This window comes from Rummeliibacillus stabekisii (assembly GCF_007988965.1).
GTDB classification, from domain to species: Bacteria; Bacillota; Bacilli; order Bacillales_A; family Planococcaceae; genus Rummeliibacillus; species Rummeliibacillus stabekisii.
In genome coordinates this window covers 119,720-139,988 of the sequence record NZ_BJVD01000006.1, presented here as the reverse complement: position 1 = coordinate 139,988, position 20,269 = coordinate 119,720, and the positions used below count along the sequence as shown (strand labels likewise).

17 protein-coding genes and 1 pseudogene are annotated in these 20,269 nt (G+C 34.4%); 14 read left to right on the top strand and 4 right to left on the bottom strand.

Annotated elements, in window-relative coordinates:
• Positions 1-1,874 (bottom strand): annotated as a pseudogene (locus RST01_RS11440) (hypothetical protein); the annotation flags it as partial.
• A gap of 968 nt (positions 1,875-2,842) precedes the next feature.
• Here RST01_RS11440 and RST01_RS11435 point away from each other — a divergent pair.
• Positions 2,843-3,439, top strand: a complete 597-nt coding sequence (locus tag RST01_RS11435) for a hypothetical protein (RefSeq protein ID WP_147196921.1) — start codon at positions 2,843-2,845, stop codon at positions 3,437-3,439.
• Between the two features lie 16 nt (positions 3,440-3,455).
• Positions 3,456-3,635, top strand: coding sequence for a hypothetical protein (locus RST01_RS11430; RefSeq protein ID WP_147196919.1), 180 nt, complete (start codon positions 3,456-3,458; stop codon positions 3,633-3,635).
• 108 nt (positions 3,636-3,743) lie between these two features.
• Here RST01_RS11430 and RST01_RS11425 read toward each other — a convergent pair whose 3' ends face one another.
• Complete coding sequence (locus tag RST01_RS11425; protein ID WP_147196917.1) at positions 3,744-3,935, bottom strand: hypothetical protein; 192 nt, start codon at positions 3,933-3,935, stop codon at positions 3,744-3,746.
• 240 nt (positions 3,936-4,175) lie between these two features.
• Between RST01_RS11425 and RST01_RS11420 the strand changes: the two genes are divergently transcribed.
• From RST01_RS11420 to RST01_RS11370, 12 genes are all read left to right on the top strand, one after another.
• A complete protein-coding gene (locus RST01_RS11420) occupies positions 4,176-4,430 on the top strand; it encodes a hypothetical protein (protein WP_184117465.1) in 255 nt (84 codons plus the stop codon).
• 225 nt (positions 4,431-4,655) lie between these two features.
• Positions 4,656-5,006 (top strand): ArsR/SmtB family transcription factor, encoded by a 351-nt coding sequence (locus tag RST01_RS11415; protein ID WP_147196915.1) that lies wholly within the window; start codon positions 4,656-4,658, stop codon positions 5,004-5,006.
• 31 nt (positions 5,007-5,037) lie between these two features.
• The gene (locus tag RST01_RS16320) at positions 5,038-5,454 is read left to right on the top strand and encodes an NADP-dependent oxidoreductase (protein ID WP_371859446.1); all 417 of its coding nucleotides are present in this window, start codon (positions 5,038-5,040) and stop codon (positions 5,452-5,454) included.
• Positions 5,455-5,526: 72 nt separating this feature from the next.
• Positions 5,527-5,973 carry a zinc-binding dehydrogenase gene (locus RST01_RS16315; protein WP_371859445.1) on the top strand — a complete coding sequence of 149 codons (447 nt, stop codon included), beginning with the start codon at positions 5,527-5,529 and terminating at the stop codon, positions 5,971-5,973.
• A 1,025-nt stretch (positions 5,974-6,998) separates the two neighbouring features.
• Positions 6,999-8,153, top strand: a complete 1,155-nt coding sequence (locus RST01_RS11405) for a GerAB/ArcD/ProY family transporter (RefSeq protein WP_147196914.1) — start codon at positions 6,999-7,001, stop codon at positions 8,151-8,153.
• A complete protein-coding gene (locus RST01_RS11400) occupies positions 8,150-9,613 on the top strand; it encodes a spore germination protein (protein ID WP_147196912.1) in 1,464 nt (487 codons plus the stop codon). The genes RST01_RS11405 and RST01_RS11400 overlap by 4 nt, the downstream gene beginning before the upstream one ends.
• On the top strand, positions 9,606-10,772 hold the full coding sequence (locus RST01_RS11395) for a Ger(x)C family spore germination protein (protein WP_147196910.1): 1,167 nt from the start codon (positions 9,606-9,608) through the stop codon (positions 10,770-10,772). Before RST01_RS11400 ends, RST01_RS11395 begins: the two co-directional genes overlap by 8 nt.
• 409 nt (positions 10,773-11,181) lie before the next feature.
• Positions 11,182-11,652, top strand: a complete 471-nt coding sequence (locus RST01_RS11390) for a DinB family protein (RefSeq protein ID WP_147196908.1) — start codon at positions 11,182-11,184, stop codon at positions 11,650-11,652.
• 470 nt (positions 11,653-12,122) lie between these two features.
• Complete coding sequence (locus RST01_RS11385; RefSeq protein WP_147196906.1) at positions 12,123-12,623, top strand: P-loop nucleotide/nucleoside kinase family protein; 501 nt, start codon at positions 12,123-12,125, stop codon at positions 12,621-12,623.
• A gap of 512 nt (positions 12,624-13,135) precedes the next feature.
• Positions 13,136-14,029, top strand: coding sequence for a Ger(x)C family spore germination protein (locus tag RST01_RS11380; RefSeq protein ID WP_147196904.1), 894 nt, complete (start codon positions 13,136-13,138; stop codon positions 14,027-14,029).
• Positions 13,998-14,228, top strand: a complete 231-nt coding sequence (locus RST01_RS11375) for a Ger(x)C family spore germination C-terminal domain-containing protein (RefSeq protein WP_147196902.1) — start codon at positions 13,998-14,000, stop codon at positions 14,226-14,228. The genes RST01_RS11380 and RST01_RS11375 overlap by 32 nt, the downstream gene beginning before the upstream one ends.
• Before the next feature lie 462 nt (positions 14,229-14,690).
• On the top strand, positions 14,691-15,116 hold the full coding sequence (locus RST01_RS11370; protein WP_147196900.1) for a ferritin-like domain-containing protein: 426 nt from the start codon (positions 14,691-14,693) through the stop codon (positions 15,114-15,116).
• Positions 15,117-16,079: 963 nt separating this feature from the next.
• On the opposite strand, the gene odhB is transcribed toward RST01_RS11370, so the two are convergent.
• Together odhB and RST01_RS11360 are read right to left on the bottom strand one after the other, a co-directional pair.
• Complete coding sequence (gene odhB / locus RST01_RS11365) at positions 16,080-17,330, bottom strand: 2-oxoglutarate dehydrogenase complex dihydrolipoyllysine-residue succinyltransferase (protein ID WP_147196898.1); 1,251 nt, start codon at positions 17,328-17,330, stop codon at positions 16,080-16,082.
• Positions 17,331-17,361: 31 nt separating this feature from the next.
• Positions 17,362-20,172, bottom strand: a complete 2,811-nt coding sequence (locus RST01_RS11360; protein WP_147196896.1) for a 2-oxoglutarate dehydrogenase E1 component — start codon at positions 20,170-20,172, stop codon at positions 17,362-17,364.
• Between the last annotated feature and the right edge of the window lie 97 nt (positions 20,173-20,269).

Sequence of the window (20,269 nt, the reverse complement as noted above, 5' to 3'; positions counted from 1 at the left end):
GCCTCACGAGCTGCTTTTACAGCACTTTCATTATCAAGTGTGATGTCTTCTGGCAAAGCGTGAATAAGCTCTCTTACTTCTTGCGCTTTTGCTTCTGCGTCGCCGTATATCCTGTTCAATTCCACAATTGTCACTTCTGCTGCTTCTAATTTTTCTATATCCAAATTAGTCACATAAGATTTTTCTAATTCTGTTAAACCTGCCATTGCCTCACGAGCTGCTTTTACAGCATTTTCATTATCAAGTGTGATGTCTTCTGGCAAAGCGTGGATAAGCGCTCTTACTTCTTGCGCTTTTGCTTCTGCGTCGTCGTTTGTCTTGTTCAATTCCGCAATTTTCACTTCTGCTGCTTCTAGTTTTTCTACGTCTTGGGTTGTCACATAAGATTTTTCTAAATCTGTTAAATCTTCTAATGCCTTACGAGCTGCTTTTACAGCCTTTTCATTACCAAGTGTGATGTCTTCTGGCAAAGCGTCGATAAGCGCTCTTACTTCTTGTGCTTTTGCTTCTGCGTCGCCGTATGTCTTGTTTAATTCCGCAATTTTTGCTTCTGCCTCTACTAATACAGCTAGTTCTTGGCTAGTAACATAGGACTTTTCTAAATAAGTAAGCTTTTCGTATGCCAATCGAGCAGCTATTACTGCTTTTTCATCTGCTAGCGTAATCTTTGCCGGAAGAGCTTTAATTGCTTTATTCACCTTTTCAACTGCTTCACCCGGTGTATTTGCTCCTGGTTTGCTTGGTTTTTCTTCGGGTTTTGATGGCTCAACTGGTTTTACAGGATTATTTTTAAAGGCAGCATCTGCTTTTGAGATGTCTTGGTCTAGTTTCAAATAATCAACATTTATTCCTGTAATTGCTTTAACATGTTCTTCTACTTTTTTAACTTCTTCTAATGCTATCTTAGCTGCGGCTACAGTTTTTTCATCTTTTGAAATCTGAGCGATCTGAGCTATAGTTTGAGTTAAACTTTCTGCTGCTGTTACTACACGTTTTGCAGTCTCTTCCAAGTTTTGTTTTATTGTTTCTTGGTGCTTTGCTAGAGCTTCTTTTGCAGCCTTTCTTTCCTCTTCTGTATAAGATGTTTTGTCTTTATTTGCCGCAATGAAATCTGCAATATCCTCAAAGTTTGGTTGAGTAGAAAATGTCGGGGAAGCTCCTAGTTTCTTTGCGATTGCTTCTAAATCAATTTGCTGTTGTTGCACTTGTTTTAAAATAATTTGTGTTGCATTAAATTCATTATTTGCAACGACTAATTTAGCTTGCAGAGCTACATCTGTAAGTTCTTTTCCATTCTCATAGAAAACACCATTGTATTCTCCACTAGCAACTTTTCCCTTAATATAGTAAAGATCATTCACTAAGCCGTTTACAGGTTTCCCCTTTTTGTACAAGACATCATCAAGTAAGCCATTCACAGCTTTCCCTTTAAAGTAGCGAACATCTTGGTAATAACCAGTTCCTTTTATACCATTTTTGTAATACGTATGATTGAAAAGTCCAATCGCTTTTTTTCCTTTTGAGTAATATACACCTTTGTATGTACCCGTTCCTATGGTTCCATTTTTATAGAAGGTACCCTTATTTAACCCAGTGGCCTTCTTGCCGTTTTTGTAGTAATTCCCATATACTAAACCATTAACTCTTTTCCCATTTTTATAGACAATTCCCCTGTAAGAAACAAGACCTTTTATAGCTTTTCTGGACTTTGCGCTGACAAGTTTTCCAGACTTCGTTATTTTCACGCCTGTAGTAACTTTTTTAACTTTTTTTGTTGTAGCATGAGCCTCAATGTTATTTGGAATAATAGCATTTGTAACAAGCGACATGCCTAACAACGTTGCAGCAACTGGTTTAAAATACGTTGGTTTCATCTTTTGTCCTCCATTAGTTTATTCAAATCGCATAATTATACCTATAAAATGCGAATGAAGTAAATGATAATTTTCGCTTTAACATTCCAACAAATATTAATATATATATAATTAAATTAGGTAAATAGTATTAAAATTATGTTTTTTAAAAATAAAAAAATAAAAAAGGATATTTATTATTTTTAAAATAATAACTTTTGATCTATCTTTAAAAGGATATTTATACCCTTTTAATAGAACCTTATTATCAATGAAATTAGTATTAAAGTCTTATAAAATATGTATTCACTTTCTCATCCCCTAAATATAGGCTTCTTAGAAACCCCCGTTACTGCAGAGATTAATATAAAATGCTTGGGTGAAGGAGAAGTATAGATACGTCTGGTAACAAAGATATATTAGCTCTGCACCATCATCCAATGCAAAAAACTGCTCCACCTACACGCATAGGCAAAACAGCTTGTTCTTCTATACTTCCAAGCCAGACATTCCCAAAACAAAATAAAAGATACTAAAAACATTACTATTCACCTCAAAAAAGTGCAGACCTCACAGCTGATAAACCTTCTTTTATCTACACTGTGGCGTATCCTTTAATAATTGTCTTTTTTATTTCTGGGGTGAAGCTAAGTCTTAATGCCATTTTCCTCAGCTTCCGCAAAAATGGTCAATCGAATCTCCATTTTTAAGACTGGAGAAATTTTTGAATCTGGTAAGCATGAGGAATTAATAAATCTAATAGTTTTTTCGTCATTTTCATACCAATCCTTATCAAATAGGTAATAGTAATCCAAATGATTTTGCCATCTTTAGGCATTAACTCTTAATAAAAAACTCCTCAACAGCATTTTTTTACAAAGTAAAGTTTTTCATAGTAGCATTTTCTTAAATAGTAAATCTTCCCTTCCCTTTAAGGTAAATGTTTACTATAATGGTAGCGACCAAATAATATAAAATTAGATTAATTTATGAAAAAATGGGGAATTAAAACAACTTCAGGAGCTCTTAGTGGGATGTTATTATTAGGCACTATGAACGTTCCATTACAAAGTGCTTTTGCTGCTAGTCCAGATGTAACTATTCAAGAAAATGATGATGTTCTATTTACTGATGAAGAGATGCAATCCATGGAAGAATTCTTTATGAATTACGACGAAGATGAGTTTTATAAACTTTTGGAAATTGCAGTAAATGAGTCTAAATCTGAATTTATAGATCCAAGTGTTGCAGACGATCTATTGAATAAAGAAACCAATAATGAAATGGTAATACAACCTTTTGGAAAGGTTACTTTAACTGCTAAGGCTGGCGCAAAAGCAATCAAAGCAACTATGAAAAAAGTTGGTAAAAGTGGTTGGGATAAAATGATAGGAAAAATAGAATCAATGACTGGAACACAATTAGTCGTTTTTCATTGGCAATCTATCAATAAGTTTCTAGACTTTGCTGTAAATTCTGGCGGCACTATTGCAGATGCAATGACAAATTTTCTCGTTAAAAAAGCTCATTTTAATAAAACGGTAGCTACATATATCTCTAAAGCTTTTGTTATGATAGTCTTTTAAAAAGTGGTGTGTACTTATGAATAAAAAAAATCAAATTTTGTTTGCTGTATTATTTGTTATGGCACTATTTTATTTTATTAGCGGAATGATACTACCGATACATGCGCCTTTATGGCATAGAGCCTTTGGTTTATTGGTCATAATTGGTTGGGGAGCATTAATTCTTAGTAGCTGGAAGAACAAACAAAAAAAATAGCATAATAAACGGCATATCAATTGGTATGCCGTTTATTTTTTTGCTGGGTTATATTTAAGATCCTTCAAATAAAAAAGCAGGAAACTAAGCGTTTCCTGCTTCACAGTTTTAAACACAGTATTCAAATTCCTTTAACTTTCTAAAACCTTTCGGCACAGTTCCATGACCTACTTCTAATATAGGCACTTTTAATATGTTTTTAAAATATTCTTTCGAATTTTCTAAGTCCATTTCTGAAGCAGCCATAGTAACTTTTTGAATTTGGTTATTATTTAAGACAAATACCCAATACTCTTGCATTTATGCTAAAACCTCTTTTCCCTAAATTATAACCATAAGAGCAAGTATTACAACATTTGCATTATACGATTTAATTTTAGTTTTCTACAATATGAACGCATGATCTCTGTGTCCTTATTAATATCGTTAAACTCTAACTCCACGTTATCTACAAGTTTTGTTAGTTACCTCACAAAAATACCGTTTTCTTTTCCCTCAGCTATCTTGTTTCTATAGCGGTTAAGGGTTTGAGGGCAATCTTTGTTAAAACCAATGATTCAAGACATTCAAAAATACGATGCTGAATGGTTCCTACTTGGACATGAATCAATCTGTAATGCCAAAGAAATGAATATATATTGGGAAGAGTTAACAACAGCAAGTCGAGTTGTAAAGTCTACCTCATTAGAAAATTCTTTAGAATGCTTTAAGGCAGAATATAAAAGAGATCCTAATGACAATGAATTCTTTTTCATAAAAGCATTTGTTAATGATCATATTATTAATTCTAAATGATTTTTTAATAAAAACAGTAGTCATCTCATTGAAATTTAAATGAGATGGCTTTTATTTCGTTATCATAGATATCATTTCTCCTACTTTTACACTCCTTCTTGTATTTATTCGTCTCGATTTTCTTTCTCAATATTGCGCCTAGCAAAACAATAGTTTACTGTTGTATTCAGTTTAATGGTTTATCAACTTAAACCATTGAACCAATTAATGGAGGTATTTTACATTATGAATAAACAAGATCAACTTAACATTATCAGAGAAGATTTTATTAAAAGTCAAAAAGTACTATTGGCAATTGGTGATGAAACACGTCAATCGATCTTGTTAGTTTTAATGGGGACGGATTGTCAAACAGGATTACGTGTAGGTGATATCACTGAACAAACACACCTTTCTCGCCCTGCTGTGTCGCACCATCTAAAAATTTTACGTGATGCAGGTGTTATTTTAATGCGTAAAGAAGGAACAAAGAACTTTTATTATATAAATGTACGTACAGAATTAGATTTATTAGCAACACTTGTGTCGGATATTAATCAGTTCATGCAGGACTTTTATACAAATGATGAAATTTAACTCATACTAGGAGGTATATGTTGTGAGAGCTATGGTTATTGAAAGGTATGGAAAAGTTCCATTGCGTTTGAAAGAAATGGCCACACCAGAAATAAGTGAATGTGAAGTGCTTGCAGAAATTCATGCAGCAAGTATCAATCCTATTGATTTTAAAATACGTGATGGGAAAGTAAAATTATTAGTTAAATATAAAATGCCGCTCATTTTAGGAAATGATTTTTCTGGTGTAGTGGCAAAGGTTGGCTCTAAAGTAACTCGCTTTAAAGTGGGTGACGAAATATATGCACGTCCTCGTAAAAGTAAAATTGGTACTTTTCCTGAATACATTGCTGTTCATGAAAATGACATCGCCCTAAAACCTAAAAATTTAAGCTTTGAAGAAGCCGCTTCAATTCCACTGGTTGGGTTAACCTCTTATCAAGCATTAACAGACATTTTGCAATTATAAAAGAAGCAAAAAATTTTAATTCACGCGGGAGCTGGTGGTGTCGGAACCTTTGCTATTCAACTGGCCAAGGTAATGGGCGGCACTGTTGCGACGACAGCAAGTGATGCTGGAGCAAATTTAGTGAAATCTCTTGGCGTAGATCAAATTATAAACTACAGAACAGAGAAATTTGAAGAGATATTAAAAAACTATGATTCAGTATTTGATAAGCTCGGGGGTGATATTCTTGAAAAATCATTCGAAGTGATAAAAAGTGGAGGGAAAATTGTTTCTGTTTCAGGATTGCCGAATGCCCGTTTTGGTAAAGAAAATGGCTTCGGATTATTAAAATCCATGTTGTTTTCTGTAGCAAGCAATAAGCTTTCAAACCTAGAGAAAAAGTATAATGTTCAATATACCTTTTTATTCATGAAGCCTAGTGGAGAACAATTGCGAGCTATTGCAGATTATATTGAGCATGGTAAAATTATGCCTATAATTGATAAATTTTTCCTTTTGAAGATGCTCAGAAAGCAATAGAATATACAGAGTCAGGAAGGGTTAAAGGGAAAATAATATTAAAAATTAAGTAGAAAAATTTCTTAAACAGACTGCGGCAAGTCTAATTGAGTAATTTACCATCAACAATCACTATAGAGAATTGTCTTAATACTCAAGTTTCCTTTTGAAATTTTTAACCTTATTATGCCTACGTCTAAAAATTTTAACCAAATCTATGGGATTCTGGTTAATATAAGCTAAGAGTTTGTATAAGAGTTTGTTACCAAGATTGAAGATGGACGGTTTATTTTCATCATGCCCACCTACTGTACCCTGGAATTTAATTCAAGGGTGCTTTTTTTATCTGATAGCATTAAAATAACATATTACATGGTGAATTTGCCACTGTACTTACCATTGAATAACTTATTAACAATGTATCATTAAAAGACTATTATGAATTAAATTAAATACTATTTTTTAACCCCGTCCCATTTAAGTCGGTGTTATTTCATCAGCTAAGCTTTACAATATTGGCAATACTCTTAGCTTGATAAGCTTTCAACATATGATGTTCCCCTCCCCTCCTTTGGCACTGCTCTGCCACAGAAGTTGTGGTTACTAGAAGGTAAGCAAAGGTTTACCATGTTCTTTTAACAACACTGAGACAAATTAAAATCACAAGCTGTTTTATCATTTTAAAAAATAGAAAATTTACATGTCATCAATGGGTTACTTTCTAAATAATGAGGAGCACTATAATGGTACAACTGGATTTTTGGTTTACCCCCTCCCAAATCTCTTCGTAAGTAAGGCTTTTTTCTCTATATTTCTAGATATCAAACTGTTGACCGTGAAATATCCCCCACATTTAGACTTTGTAATAGGTGTTCCATTTACCACTAACGCCTTTAATTAATTCTTTCTCTTATCTAACCTTCTCGAATTTTCACCCTAACTCACTTAAACGTATTCCATTGAAAACTATTTTGCATATATTTACTTATAAACTTTTTGATTGTTGTCAACACTACCGTATATCACTAAAAATGGAAGGTATAAAAATGAGGAACGAAGGATCAATTAGTATACTACATGTTGTATTCTTGACGATGACGTTTATTGGTTTAAAAAACCATGTAACGATTATTCCCTCAATCTTAGCAACTGCTGGAAGAGATGGTTGGGCTTCTGTGCTATTAGGAGTATTGGGGATTTTTGTATGGACCTTTCTTTTAGTATATGTCCATAAAAAAACGAATCAAGAGCCAATTAAAGACTGGTTAAAACAAAGAATAGGGAAGGTTTTAACTGCTATAGTTTTATACGGTATCGCCTTTTATTTACTACTACTTGCTGCATTCACGATGAGAGAAACGTTACTTTGGGTTACGACGACTTTTTTACCAAAGACACCAGTTATCATACTGTTAATCATATTTGTCCTGTTGGTTATGTTTCTTGCTGCATCCGGTTTGCAAACGATTGTCATTGTAAATGTATTTGTTTTAACGGGTGTCGTTATTCTGGGATTTTTTGTGGCGTTTGTCAATTTACAAGTGAAAGATTATGGGTTATTAAAACCGTTTTTTGAACATGGATTTCAGCCAGTTTTAACGGGGGCGATATACCCCTCATCTGGTTTTGTCGAATTACTAATACTTCTATTTATTCAACATAAAATACAAAAACGCATGCGTTGGTATCACTTTGGACTAATGCTTGTGATATTGACAGGCTTAACAATAGGTCCACTTGTTGGTGCTATTACAGAATTTGGACCATCAGAAGCAGCAAAACAAAGGTATCCAGCATTTGAAGAATGGGGTCTAGCTACAATAGGCCGTTTTATCGAACATATAGATTTCTTCTCTATTTATCAATGGCTAACCGGAACATTCCTAAGGGTAAGTTTTATTTTATATGTGTGTGCAGAAATATTGAATATACAGAACGATAAAAAACAAGTTTGGACGAAGCTTGCTCCACCATTTTTTTTCGTATGTTTATCGTTAACCCTTTTAAGAGAGAATCTTTTCTTGCTTATTAATGGTAAATATTTTTTAATAAGTACTTTTCTCTTCTTTATCATATTATCCTTATTTTTAACAATCATTTCACTAACATCTAGAAAATCATTAATTAAAGATAAAAATGAACAAAAAAGTGGTGAAAAACTATCGAAACAAGAAAAAATGACTCAAAATCAAACTCAATGAATTTGGACTCTTTACAGCAGTTATTTCAGAAATCTGCTGATGTGAAGTTTCAACAATATACATTTAACGGGCATACAATTCATCTTATTACTTGCGAAGCGATGATAGATTTGCAGTTACTAAATGAGGTCATTGTCCCACGTGTTGGCTTCTTATGCAGTAATTTAAAAAATGAATCTCTTGAGACACAAGTGGAGTCAAATTTATACGTTCCAGATTTAACGAAAGTAAAAGATGAACAACAAGCGATTTTACAAGTTTATACAGGTTTTGTTCTTCTTTATTTTGAAGAAATTGAAATCCTGTTTTCCAGTAATATAGCTAAAAAGCCAAATCGTAATCCTGAAGAAACAAAAGCAGAAGTAACAATTAGAGGACCCAGGGATAACTTTATTGAAGATATAGCTGTAAATATAGCTATTATTAGAAAACGCTTACCTACTAATTCATTGTGTGTAGAAAAAATTGAATTGGGAGAACGATCAAAAACGAACGTTGCCATCCTATACTTTGACGATATTGCTAATAAAGAAAAATTAAATATGCTTAAAAAGCAATTAAAGCAAGTAAAGACTGACGCAATATTTAGTGCTGATATATTAATGGAGCGAGTAGAAAAAAGTGCGCCTCTCTTCCCTAGACATGATTATACAGGAAGACCAGATTTTGTAGTTCAATGCCTAACTAGAGGAAGATTTATCATATTTGTAGACGGTGCTTCCTATGCAATTATTACACCAGTGAACTTATTCTTATTATTAAAAACGAGTGAAGATAACGAATATCCAGTTGGGTATGGTTCAGTAGAAAGAGTCATGCGTATAATTGGTTTGTTAATCGGATCACTCCTACCGGCATTTTGGCTTTCTTTAACGACCTATCACCAAAACCAGTTACCATTCCAACTTTTGGCAACCATTGTGCAGTCAAATACAGGATTACCCTTCCCTACAGCACTTGAAATGCTTCTCATGTTAGCTATGTTTGAGTTATTCCGTGAAGCAGGTTTGCGTCTTCCTATAGTTTTAGGGGGTACTATTGGGGTCGTAGGTGGATTAATTATTGGCGATGCTGCTATTCGAGCAGGTATTACAAGTCCAGCCATGGTGGTCATTATTGCACTTTCGACTATTGCGTCTTTTACGTTAGTTAATCAAAACCTTGCAACTACCATAAGTGTATTACGAGTATTTTTTATTTTACTTTCATCATTCTTTGGGCTCTTTGGCTTTTTTTTATCGTTCTTCTTTGTTCTTGTTTATCTATCCAATATACGCATTTTAGGGTATCCATATATGAATATTACTACAGATTTAAGCTGGTCAACCATATTCAAGTCTTTATTTCGATTACCGGCAAATAAATATACGAAGCGTCCAGAATCTTTAAAAACTATAGATAATACAAGGGTTACAGAGACACAAGTTCAAGCACAGACTAAAGAGGGAAAAAATGAATAAAAGAATATTGATAATCCTTATCATAGCTACGACACTACTATCAGGTTGTTGGGATTCTAGAGAACCTGAACGCATGCTATACCTTTACGGAATTGGGATAGATTATAAAGATGGAAAGTACCAAATTTATACGCAAATCATTAATTTTGCGAACATCGCAAAATCTGAACAACCTGCGGATCCTCAAGCGATTCAAGCTGAAGTAGGTCATGCTTCTGGTAAAACTGACCATGAAGCATTTTATAATCTGTATAAAACTATGGATGAAGAGCTTTATTGGGGACATCTTGCATATATCGTGTTTTCTGAAGAGTTGATTAAATCCGGGGGAATGAATTCATTAATTAATTCATTTATACGATTTCATGATGCAAGATATCAAACGTGGGTATATAGCACGAAAGAACCCATAAAAGACGTTTTGTTAGTAACCCCTATTCTCAATAAAGCCGTTTCATTATCCAAATTATCAGATCCATTAAATTCATTTAAGCAGGATTCTACGATTCAACCATTGAATGTTCGTGAGTTAATACTAAAATTAGCGGAGCCAAGTTATGAAGCAAACATTCCCTCTGTTTCCATTTCAAATAATTGGGAAACAAAAGAGGAAAAGGACAAGATTACAAATATCAACGGTGTTAGTGTAGTATCTCCAAAGGGACTCAAAGGAAATATTTCAGGAAATAAAGTAAAAGGATTAGGTTGGATGGATAAAAAAACAAAAAGAGCAGAACTGACAATGATGCTTAAGGATTCTGAGTCTGGTGAAAAGCGATTTATTACAGCTAATGGAAAAGTGGCTAGTTTAAAAGTGGAGCCTATTGTCAAAGGGAATTCGGTTTACTTTGACTTGAAGGTAAAATTGGATGTAGAGCTAAGGGGATTTCAAGAGATAGTAAAAGAAAGCGAAATCAGAACAAAAGTGAAAAAGGAAGTAGAAAAGAATATTAAAGATACTTTTATAGCAGGATTAAGCATTGATAGCGATATTTTTCATTTATCTGAATATTTGTATCGTAAAGATGTAAAGGCGTGGAAGAAATTTCAAAATAAAGGGAAGGTTGAATTGAATGAAAATTCGATTCGTACCATTAACGTTGACGTGGTTTCAGTATATTCAGGAAGAAAAAATTTTAGTGAAACTATACGAAGATAAAAAGCAGTTCACAGTAGTTCATTTTAGCTCATTATCAATTTGCGTTAGAAAATCGGTTCATTAAATGACTTAGCCTATATCCGTTTTGTTTGTTTAACATTAATACTCTCACGCTTAAACCCTTCAATATAGTACTGAAAGTGATCAATAAATTTTTTGGTTAACAGAACTAAATAGATATCAATGGGAGCATCCAAGAATTATAATTTAACTCTTGGATTTTTTCTTTATATGAATAATTAATTCCTTATCTCCCCTGAAATTACTATTTTATTTATTGATCCAATTCCTCACCCCCCTATTCCCAAGCCATTGTAATGTCAACATACAAATTTTTAAAATTTTCACTCTTTTAACCGAACTTTTATTCGTGTATATTTAAATTACACCAATAAATGGAGGACAAATTATGAACTCAATTGATTTAATTCTTTTTAATTTTCAAGAAATACGACGGAGAAGTATAAAGATTTGGACATCTATTCCCCAAGATCTTTTACATTGGAAACCCGATAATGAGGCTATGACCATTATCGAAATGATAAGGCATGTATTAGAAAGTGAACACTATTACCATTTGGCTATCAAAAATCAAGGAAGTCTGGCAGCATTTGATTCCCCTTTCGAGAAACAACCTTTTTCCACTGTAAGAATGGAATTAAACTTTGCAGAATCTTTTAGAAATGAATTCTTAGAGACTATTAAATCATTTTCGGAAGAAGATTTAACAAATATCAAAATTGATCGTTCTGATGCAGGTTACATAAGAAGTCTGGGCGACATGTTACTAAGAGTTGCATATCATGAATCAATCCATACTGGGCAATTGCTAGATTATTTAAGAACTGCAAATATTCCACGAGCAAATATTTGGGATTAATTTTCTAACAGGCGTTTTCACTCTTATTGGATATGCTTTTTAAAATAGGTTTCATTCTGTTAGTAATGATATATATAATCATACAGAACCAGGAGTTTTTTTAAAATCATTCCTGATTTCTCAGGAGTTTTCTTATACATTTAATCCTTAAAACACCTTAAACCAATGGTTCTTTAGGTTTTATATAAAACTTCTGTGTCTTGTGTTTTCGATTAATATTTGATCTATTAGCGGTAGAAGTATATCTCTGGTTAAAATTTAATATAGTAAGATAAAAGCTTATTCTTATTAAATCAAAATTCATATATTCTATCATTTCATTAATTTTCATTATATAAATTATTTTCTATCTGAATTTAGATATTCAATATTTGAAAAGGATTAATCATACTTAAAGAAGAAAATTGCTATTACTGTAAATTTACAAGGTAGAAAAACAATTATTAAAATTAGCTTGGAGGATAAACATAATGGAAAAATTGGGTACTTTATATTTTTTCACTGGAAAAATGGGAGCGGGAAAATCCACGAAATCAATACAAATAGCTAGAGAAAAACATGCAGTACTGTTATCTGAGGACGAATGGCTTGCTTCTCTTTATCCCAATCAGATCACATCATTTGATGACTATCTAAAATTCTCAGCTCAAATTAAGCCGTTGGTGAAAAAGCATGTCCAAAACATATTAAGTATTGGGACAAATGTAGTAATGGATTTTCCAGGTAACACTCAAAAACAACGAAAATGGTTTTTAGATATAGCGTCGGAAGTCAATGCAAACCATCAACTAATCTTTTTGAATTTAAATAATGAGCAATGCTTACGTCAAATTGCCCAAAGGCGTATCGAACAACCTGAAAGAGCAATTTTTGACACAGAAGAGACGTTTATTCATGTTTCTAAATATTTCGAAGAACCAGAGGCATCCGAGGGAATTAATATAATAGAGTTTAGTGGAAAAGAATCATAAGGAGTGCAACCCGGCGGCGCTATAAAACCAGAATAATAAAGTAATTAGCTGTATTAAACTGCCGATAAAAACCCTTTTGATTTTTAAATGGCTTAATTGTTATTTTTTTAACCCCGTTCTAAATTCGTACGGGGCATTTTTGTTCGTTCATTTTATAGTAAATAACTTTTCATCCTTATTATTCGAATTACCCCTTTTCCTTGCCCAATTTGCAAGTAGCATTTCATCATCAATCAATAATTAGCAATTCAATATCTCCACGTTTGTCAATACCTCAATTCGTGTTCTTCTCTTAAGCTTAAATAAATTAATTAAATAGAATAACTGCATATTAAAGATGAGAATCAAGAAGTAGCTTAGATTACAATGATGAAAAATCGTGGATTAGTACTGCATATTTGAGTGTATAAATATTTTATAGTGACTGTTCTTTGGTTGAAATTTTGTAATTTGTTACATACTGAAAAATAAGAGTTATTTATAATGAAATTTTTATAAAGGAGAGAAACTATATGCGCAAAGTGACTGTTTTTCTTCTTATTAACACTTTTTTACTTAGTGGATGTTGGGATCAACGTTTGTATAAAGAACTCTCCGTGATATCCGTGATAGGAATAGAAGGACATATTGGAGATATAAAAAGCTACTTTGCATACCCTAGTTCAAATAGTGACCCCACTAAATATATAGTACTTGAAGGAACCGGTAAAACATTGAGAGAAACAAGAATAGATGCTAATAAAAAAACTGAGCAAACAATGGATAATGCTGAATTGACTACTTTATTAGTAAATGAAGAAAGCGCTCAGAAGGATTTATATGCTCTATTAGATGTTTATTATCGCTCAGCTCAAAGTCCGATGAATGCTAAAGTAGTCATTACTAAGGGTTCACCAAAAAAATTTTTGGAAATAAAAGATACTTCGTCTAAGGAAATCGGTGAATACTATTATGATTTGATTACGGCTTTTGAGGACGCAACAATATATCCTAAAACAGATTTGGAGATTGCCGCTAACCTCATGTTTAGCGAAGGAAGAGATCTAGGCTTACCCTACTTAATAATTAGCGGTGACCATGGCCTGCCCAAAGGAGAAGGAATGGCTTTATTTAATGGAAAAAAATACACAGGTGAGCATCTGACACTTAGAGAATCTATTTTCGCTATATTATTAGGATATAGGAAAGCAAACTTTGTCGAATTAGCATATATGTGGGATAAAAACGAAAAAAAAGTACAAGTTGGATTTAATATCATCGACTTTAAGAAAAAAAAGAAAATAATGCAGGATGGAGATAATATTAAGGTCCAATATAATATAAACATGCCTATAGTTTTAACAGAATATCCGCCAAACCATTTAGACCAAGAAGATGAAAGAAAAAAAACTAGAAAAGTTTATTAAAGGCAAAGTAGAAAAAGACATAGCTAGAATGTTTAAAACGTGCCAAGAAGCATCTTCTGATGTTAAAGGCATCGGGGAAGATATCAGAGCCTATCATCCACAGTTATGGAGAGAAGGCAAATGGAAGGATATATATAAAGACCTCAAAATTGAAACAAAAGTAAATGTGAATATCGTCCGTAGTGGAAGTATCAGATAATTTAAAGGAGTTGCAATCATTTTTGATGGAACTCCCTTTTATTTTAACTCTCACTAATCTTATGTGATATTTAATATCCGATTGAGTCGGCTGTCATTATGCCAAGTAATCTCCTGCTTACAATAACGACTTGGCGGAGAATCTACTTAAATAATTCGACAATAATAACAAATGAGATTCTAGAAGGCTCTCATGCTATGTTATCTACTTAGTTGTCGAGCAATATCATGCAAATCCACATGTGATCTTGCACAAAGACATACACTTTCATCATTCATTCGTTTTGCACTTCCCTGCCATCTTGATAGTTAGACTCATTACTGCAACGGTAATCGTTACAATAACTAATTCAAACATGGACTCTTACTTTCTAATTACAAAATCTTACGAAGCTATTCTTTTCCTATTGGATAAGGTTCATTTTTTTATAGCACCCATATATTAAATTGAGGTGATTTTTGAATGAATAATAACTCCATGCAATCTCTTACGAACATGCAAATCATCAATGATGTTATGAAAGCAATTAATGGTGAATATAGTGCTATTTACTGCTATGAGGTATTAGCCAATCAGGCTCCAAATGCTGAGATTAAAAATAGAATACTCGAAATCAGAAATGATGAAATCAGACACTATCATACTTTTTCTCAGATTTATTTTTCTTTAACTGGACGTCAGCCTACTCCAAAAATTACGGAACAATGTCCCACAGATTATAAAAGTGGCGTATTAGCTGCATTTATAGATGAACAGGAAACCGTTGATTTTTATCACACAATCGCGAGGAAATATAATAATACCTTCATTAGAAATGCTTTTACAGAAGCCTCTGCTGATGAACAAAATCATGCAGTTTGGTTTTTATATTTCATGAATCATCAATAATTGTGTGGTAGCAAGCTGACTATTGAGTCACCTTGCTACTGCACTAAAGATTTTAGAAAATTTAAATATTATTCAAAACATTTTGAAACCCTTTTCTTTTACTAACGTATATCCTAATTAAAAGAGAGGTGAAATAATTAGTGAAAAAAAAGACAAGCCTAATTTTCATAGTTCTTTTTAGCTTTGTAATTAGCTACATACTTTCTTCAGCATTTGCTAATTACGGTTTAAAGACATCTAATCTAATTACAAGCTTCATTATTCTTATGTTAACTTTCTCTGCAGTTACTCTATTTGAAAAATCCTCGCAATAGCAGGAGAGAGTTATTATAACAATCATTTAGAGTGGATTCTTTTATCGCTTCTTATTTTTGTTTCACTATTCCTTTGGCCGTCTTATTACACATCTCTTAACTTTCCAAATTTATTATTTAGAACAGTCACATTTGCTCCCATTCATTTGTTGGCAGCTCAAATATTTATTGCAGCATTTCTGGATTATACTCTTGGAATCCATCAAACCAATGAAAAGGAAAACAACCTCTTGGCTTTTTTATTTGAACATCCATGTAAAACTAACAATATATTGTCATCAGCCGAATGTAATAGATACCTAGTTTCGATTAGCTTTTTTGAATTCTCTCTATGTAAGCGATATAAACTCCCCCTCATCACTTTGCATGGCTTAAGACATTCATGCGCTTCTGTTTTATTCGCTGCAGGAGTGGAACTAGGCCATGCTCATATTGAAACTACAATGAATATCATCACTCACTTGACTTCCGAAATAATCAAAAAAACATTTGATTTTACTCATTAATTATCTAAATGAGACTTCAAAGAAAAGTTTGTGTGCCCAAAATGTGCCCACACTTAAAAAGGCGAACAAAAAAGCCCCTGATTTCTCAGGAGCTTTCTTTACAATTCTTAAAACCTTTCTTACCTTTGATACTAAAGGTTTTATTAAGATTCTAACAATAAATCTTCTGGGTTTTCGATTAAGTCTTTTACTGTTTTCAAGAAGCCAACTGATTCTTGACCGTTGATGATGCGGTGATCGTAAGAAAGTGCTACATACATCATTGGACGAATTTGTACTTCGTTGCCAACAGCGATTGGGCGGCTGACAATGTTGTGCATACCAAGGATTGCAGCTTGGTCGCCGTTGATGATTGGTGTAGACATTAATGAACCGAATACACCACCGTTTGTGATAGTAAATGAACCACCTTCTAGGTCAGAAAGAGCTAACTTTTTGTTACGCGCTTTTGTTGCTAGTTCAGCGATTGTTGCTTCAATTTCTGCAAAGTTTTTACGGTCTGTATCACGAACGTTTGGAACAACTAATCCATCTGGAGTCGCTACAGCTACGCCGATATCATAGAATTTATTGTAGTGCAATTCGTCGCCGACAATTTTAGCATTTACAGCTGGATATTTTTTAAGAGCAGCTGTTACAGCTTTTGTGAAGAAAGACATGAAGCCTAGGCGTGTGCCGTCATGTGCTTCTTGGAAAGCATCTTTTTTACGTTTGCGAAGCGCCATAACATTTGTCATATCAATTTCGTTAAATGTTGTTAGCATTGCAGTGCTTTGAGAAACTTCTAGTAAACGTTTTGCAGCAGTTTGTTGACGACGAGTCATTTTCACAACTTCTACGCGAGAATCGTCAACATTTTTAGCTGGTGCTGCTTTTGGTGCTTCAGCTGCTTTAGGAGCAGCAGCTGGTGCAGTTCCATGAGCTGCTACGTCTTGAACACGTACGCGGCCTTGCGGATCTACTGGTGAAATTTCGCTAAGATTAATACCTTTTTCACGTGCTAATTTGCGAGCGGCTGGGCTAGCGATTACACGGTCATTTGAAGTTGTTTCTTCCACTACAGGTGCTGCGGCTTGAGGAGCTTCTTGTTTTGGCTCTTCCGCTTTTGGAGCTTCTTCTTGTTTTGGTTCTTCTTTTGGTGCAGGTGCTGCAGCTGCTCCGCCTGCTTCTACTTTAGCAATAACAGCTCCTACTTCTACTACATCTCCTTCTTGAGCCAGGATTTCAGTTAAAACGCCTGCTTCTTCAGAGATGATTTCTGCATTGACTTTATCTGTTTCTAACTCAACGATAAATTCACCTTTATCTACGTGGTCCCCTACTTGCTTAACCCAACGTACGATTTCACCCTCTGTAATTGATTCTGCTAATTCTGGAACAATAATGTCTGCCACTTTCATTTCCTCCTTTGTCTTTTAACGTTGCTTACTTACTTGATAATGCTTCATCAATAACTTTTGCTTGCGCTTCTTTATAAGAATCCGCATCGCCTTCTGCAGGACTTGAATGCGCGTCACGACCAACATACACCACTTTTTGGCCTTTACCAGCTAATTCGCGCATGTATGGATCTGCAAATGACCAAGAACCCATATTTTTTGGCTCTTCTTGCGTCCAAGCAAGCGTTTTGACTTTCGGGAATTTCGCTAGAATTTCTGCGATTTCTTCTTCTGGGAATGGATATAATTGTTCTACACGTACTAAGTGCAAGTGCTCATAACCTTCTCCACTACCAATTTTTTCAGCAAGATCAATTGCCATTTTACCAGATGCAAATACGATTTTTTTCACTTTCTCTGCATCTTGGCCTATTGTATTGTGTTCAATTACTGGGCGGTATTCGCCGTTTGTTAATTCTTCTACATCTGCTCCAACAAGCTGATTGCGCAGAAGTGACTTCGGACTCATCATGATGAGTGGACGAACAGCATCTGTGCCTAATGTTTTAGCTTGGCGTCGCAATAAGTGGAAGTAGTTTGCTGCACTTGAAAGCATTACTACAGTCCAGTTATTTTCAGCTGACGATTGCAAGAAACGTTCTAGACGAGCACTTGTATGCTCTGCCCCTTGGCCTTCAGCTGAATGCGGTAGTGAAATAACAACGCCTGATTTAACACCCCATTTTGAGCGAGTGCTTGAAATAAAGTTATCAAACATGACTTGTGCCATATTCGCAAAGTCACCATATTGTGCTTCCCAAATAGCAAGCGCTTTTTCATTTTCTAAATTGTAGCCATATTCATAAGCAACCATTGCCGCTTCAGATAATGGACTATTGATTGGTGCGAATGATGCTTGTGAACCTGAAATATGGTGCAATGGCACATATTCATTGCCGTTTTGCTCGTCATGTAACACAAGATGACGTTGAGAGAACGTACCGCGTTGTACATCTTGACCAGAAATGCGTACTGGTGTGCCTTCTTGCAGAATTGTACCAAAAGCAAGTGTTTCAGCATGACCCCAGTCAATTTTACCTTTTCCTTGGAATGGATCACGGCGACGGTTTAAAATTTTCCCTAGTTTTTTAAACACATGGAAGTCTTCTGGGAATGTCAGAAGTTCTTCGTTCATTTTTTCAAGGCGCTCTTTTTCAACAGCAGTTGCAATGTCTTTTGGTGCGCCATTTTTCACAGCTTCTGGCATTTCAAGGCTTGTTTCGTGGCCTTTGCCCACTTCTTTGACATAATCTAGCGCTGTTTGTAGCTCATCTTTAATATCTTTTTGAAGTTTTGTAACATCTTCTTCTGTCACAATATTTTCAGAAACAAGTTGTTTGCCGTATAAAGCACGAACAGTCTCATGATTATGAACAATATTGTACATTGTTGGATTGGTGATCATTGGTTCATCCATTTCGTTATGGCCATAACGGCGATAACCAATCAAATCAATGACAATATCCTTGCCGAACATTGCACGGTACTCAACTGCAAAACGAGCCACTTGCACGACTGCTTCTGGCGCATCAGCATTGACATGAATAACTGGTACTTCATAACCTTTTGCAGGATCTGATGCATAAACAGTAGAACGTGAATCTTGGCGTTCAGTTGTAAAACCGATCATATTATTTGCAATAATATGCACAGAACCGCCAGTATTAAATTCTAATGTACGAGAGTAGTTTAACGTTTCTGTCACAATGCCTTGCCCCGCAAATGCTGCATCACCGTGCACTAAGATAGCAAGAGATTTAGATTTATCTTGTTCAGGAAGGCCTGGTTTTTCTGTAGCATCTTGTGCTGCTCGTGCTTGACCAGTAACCACAGGACTCACTACTTCTAAGTGAGAAGGATTGTAAGCCATTTTAATAGTAGATCCGTTTGGTGCTTTATATGTTGCACCAAGATGATACTTCACGTCGTTAGACCAGCCTCTTGTGGCTTCTAATGAGCCGTCTTTTGGCAAGAATAACTCGCTTGGTACATGTGCAAAGTCTGCAAGCATCATTTGATAAGGTTTATGCACATTATGTGTTAACACATTTAGGCGACCACGGTGTGCCATACCGATTACTACATCTTTCGTACCGCGATTTTCAGAGCGACGAATGAGTTCATCTATTAGTACAACTAATGAGTCTACTCCTTCAATAGAAAAACGTTTAACGCCGACAAAAGTTTTATGAAGGAATTGTTCGAATCCTTCTACTTTATTTAACATATTTAGAATTTCTTTTTTCTCATCAGCTGAAAGATTGGTTTTTAAAGCGCCATTTTCAACTTTTGATTGAATCCAATTCTTTTCTTCTTTATTTACTACTTGGCTAAATTCATAGGCAATCTTTTCTGTATAGATTGATTTCAAATAATTTATTGCATCTAGCGCATTGTGAACGCTTGCAGGAACGTCTTTTAATAAGATAGAAGCAGGCATATTAATTAGGTCTGCATCTGTCAATCCATATGCATTTGCTTCAATGCGAGAAAAATCTTTTGGTTGGTTGTTTAATGGGTAAAGATCAGCTGCTAAGTGACCGATTTCACGGATGGCTTCTGCATACTGTACGGCAGCCAATACTTTTTCAATATTGCCTGCATCAACAGTTGAAGTTGCAGTTGAATTTGAAGTATTTACAGAAGGTGCACCATATTGTTTGAAAAGTGCTACAAGGTCTTGGTCTACTTCTTCAGGATTTGTCAGATAAAGATCATACATATCCATTACATAGCCAAGGTTAGGACCAGAAAACGCAGCCCACGGCGAACTTGCAAGTGAATCGTTGTTTGACATGAGAATTACCTCCAACTTTTTGCCAAGTGGCAGTTCCATTAATTAAAGTTTTAATTTCAGAAAATCCACTGTATATTTTATCATTCTTCCAGCCAAT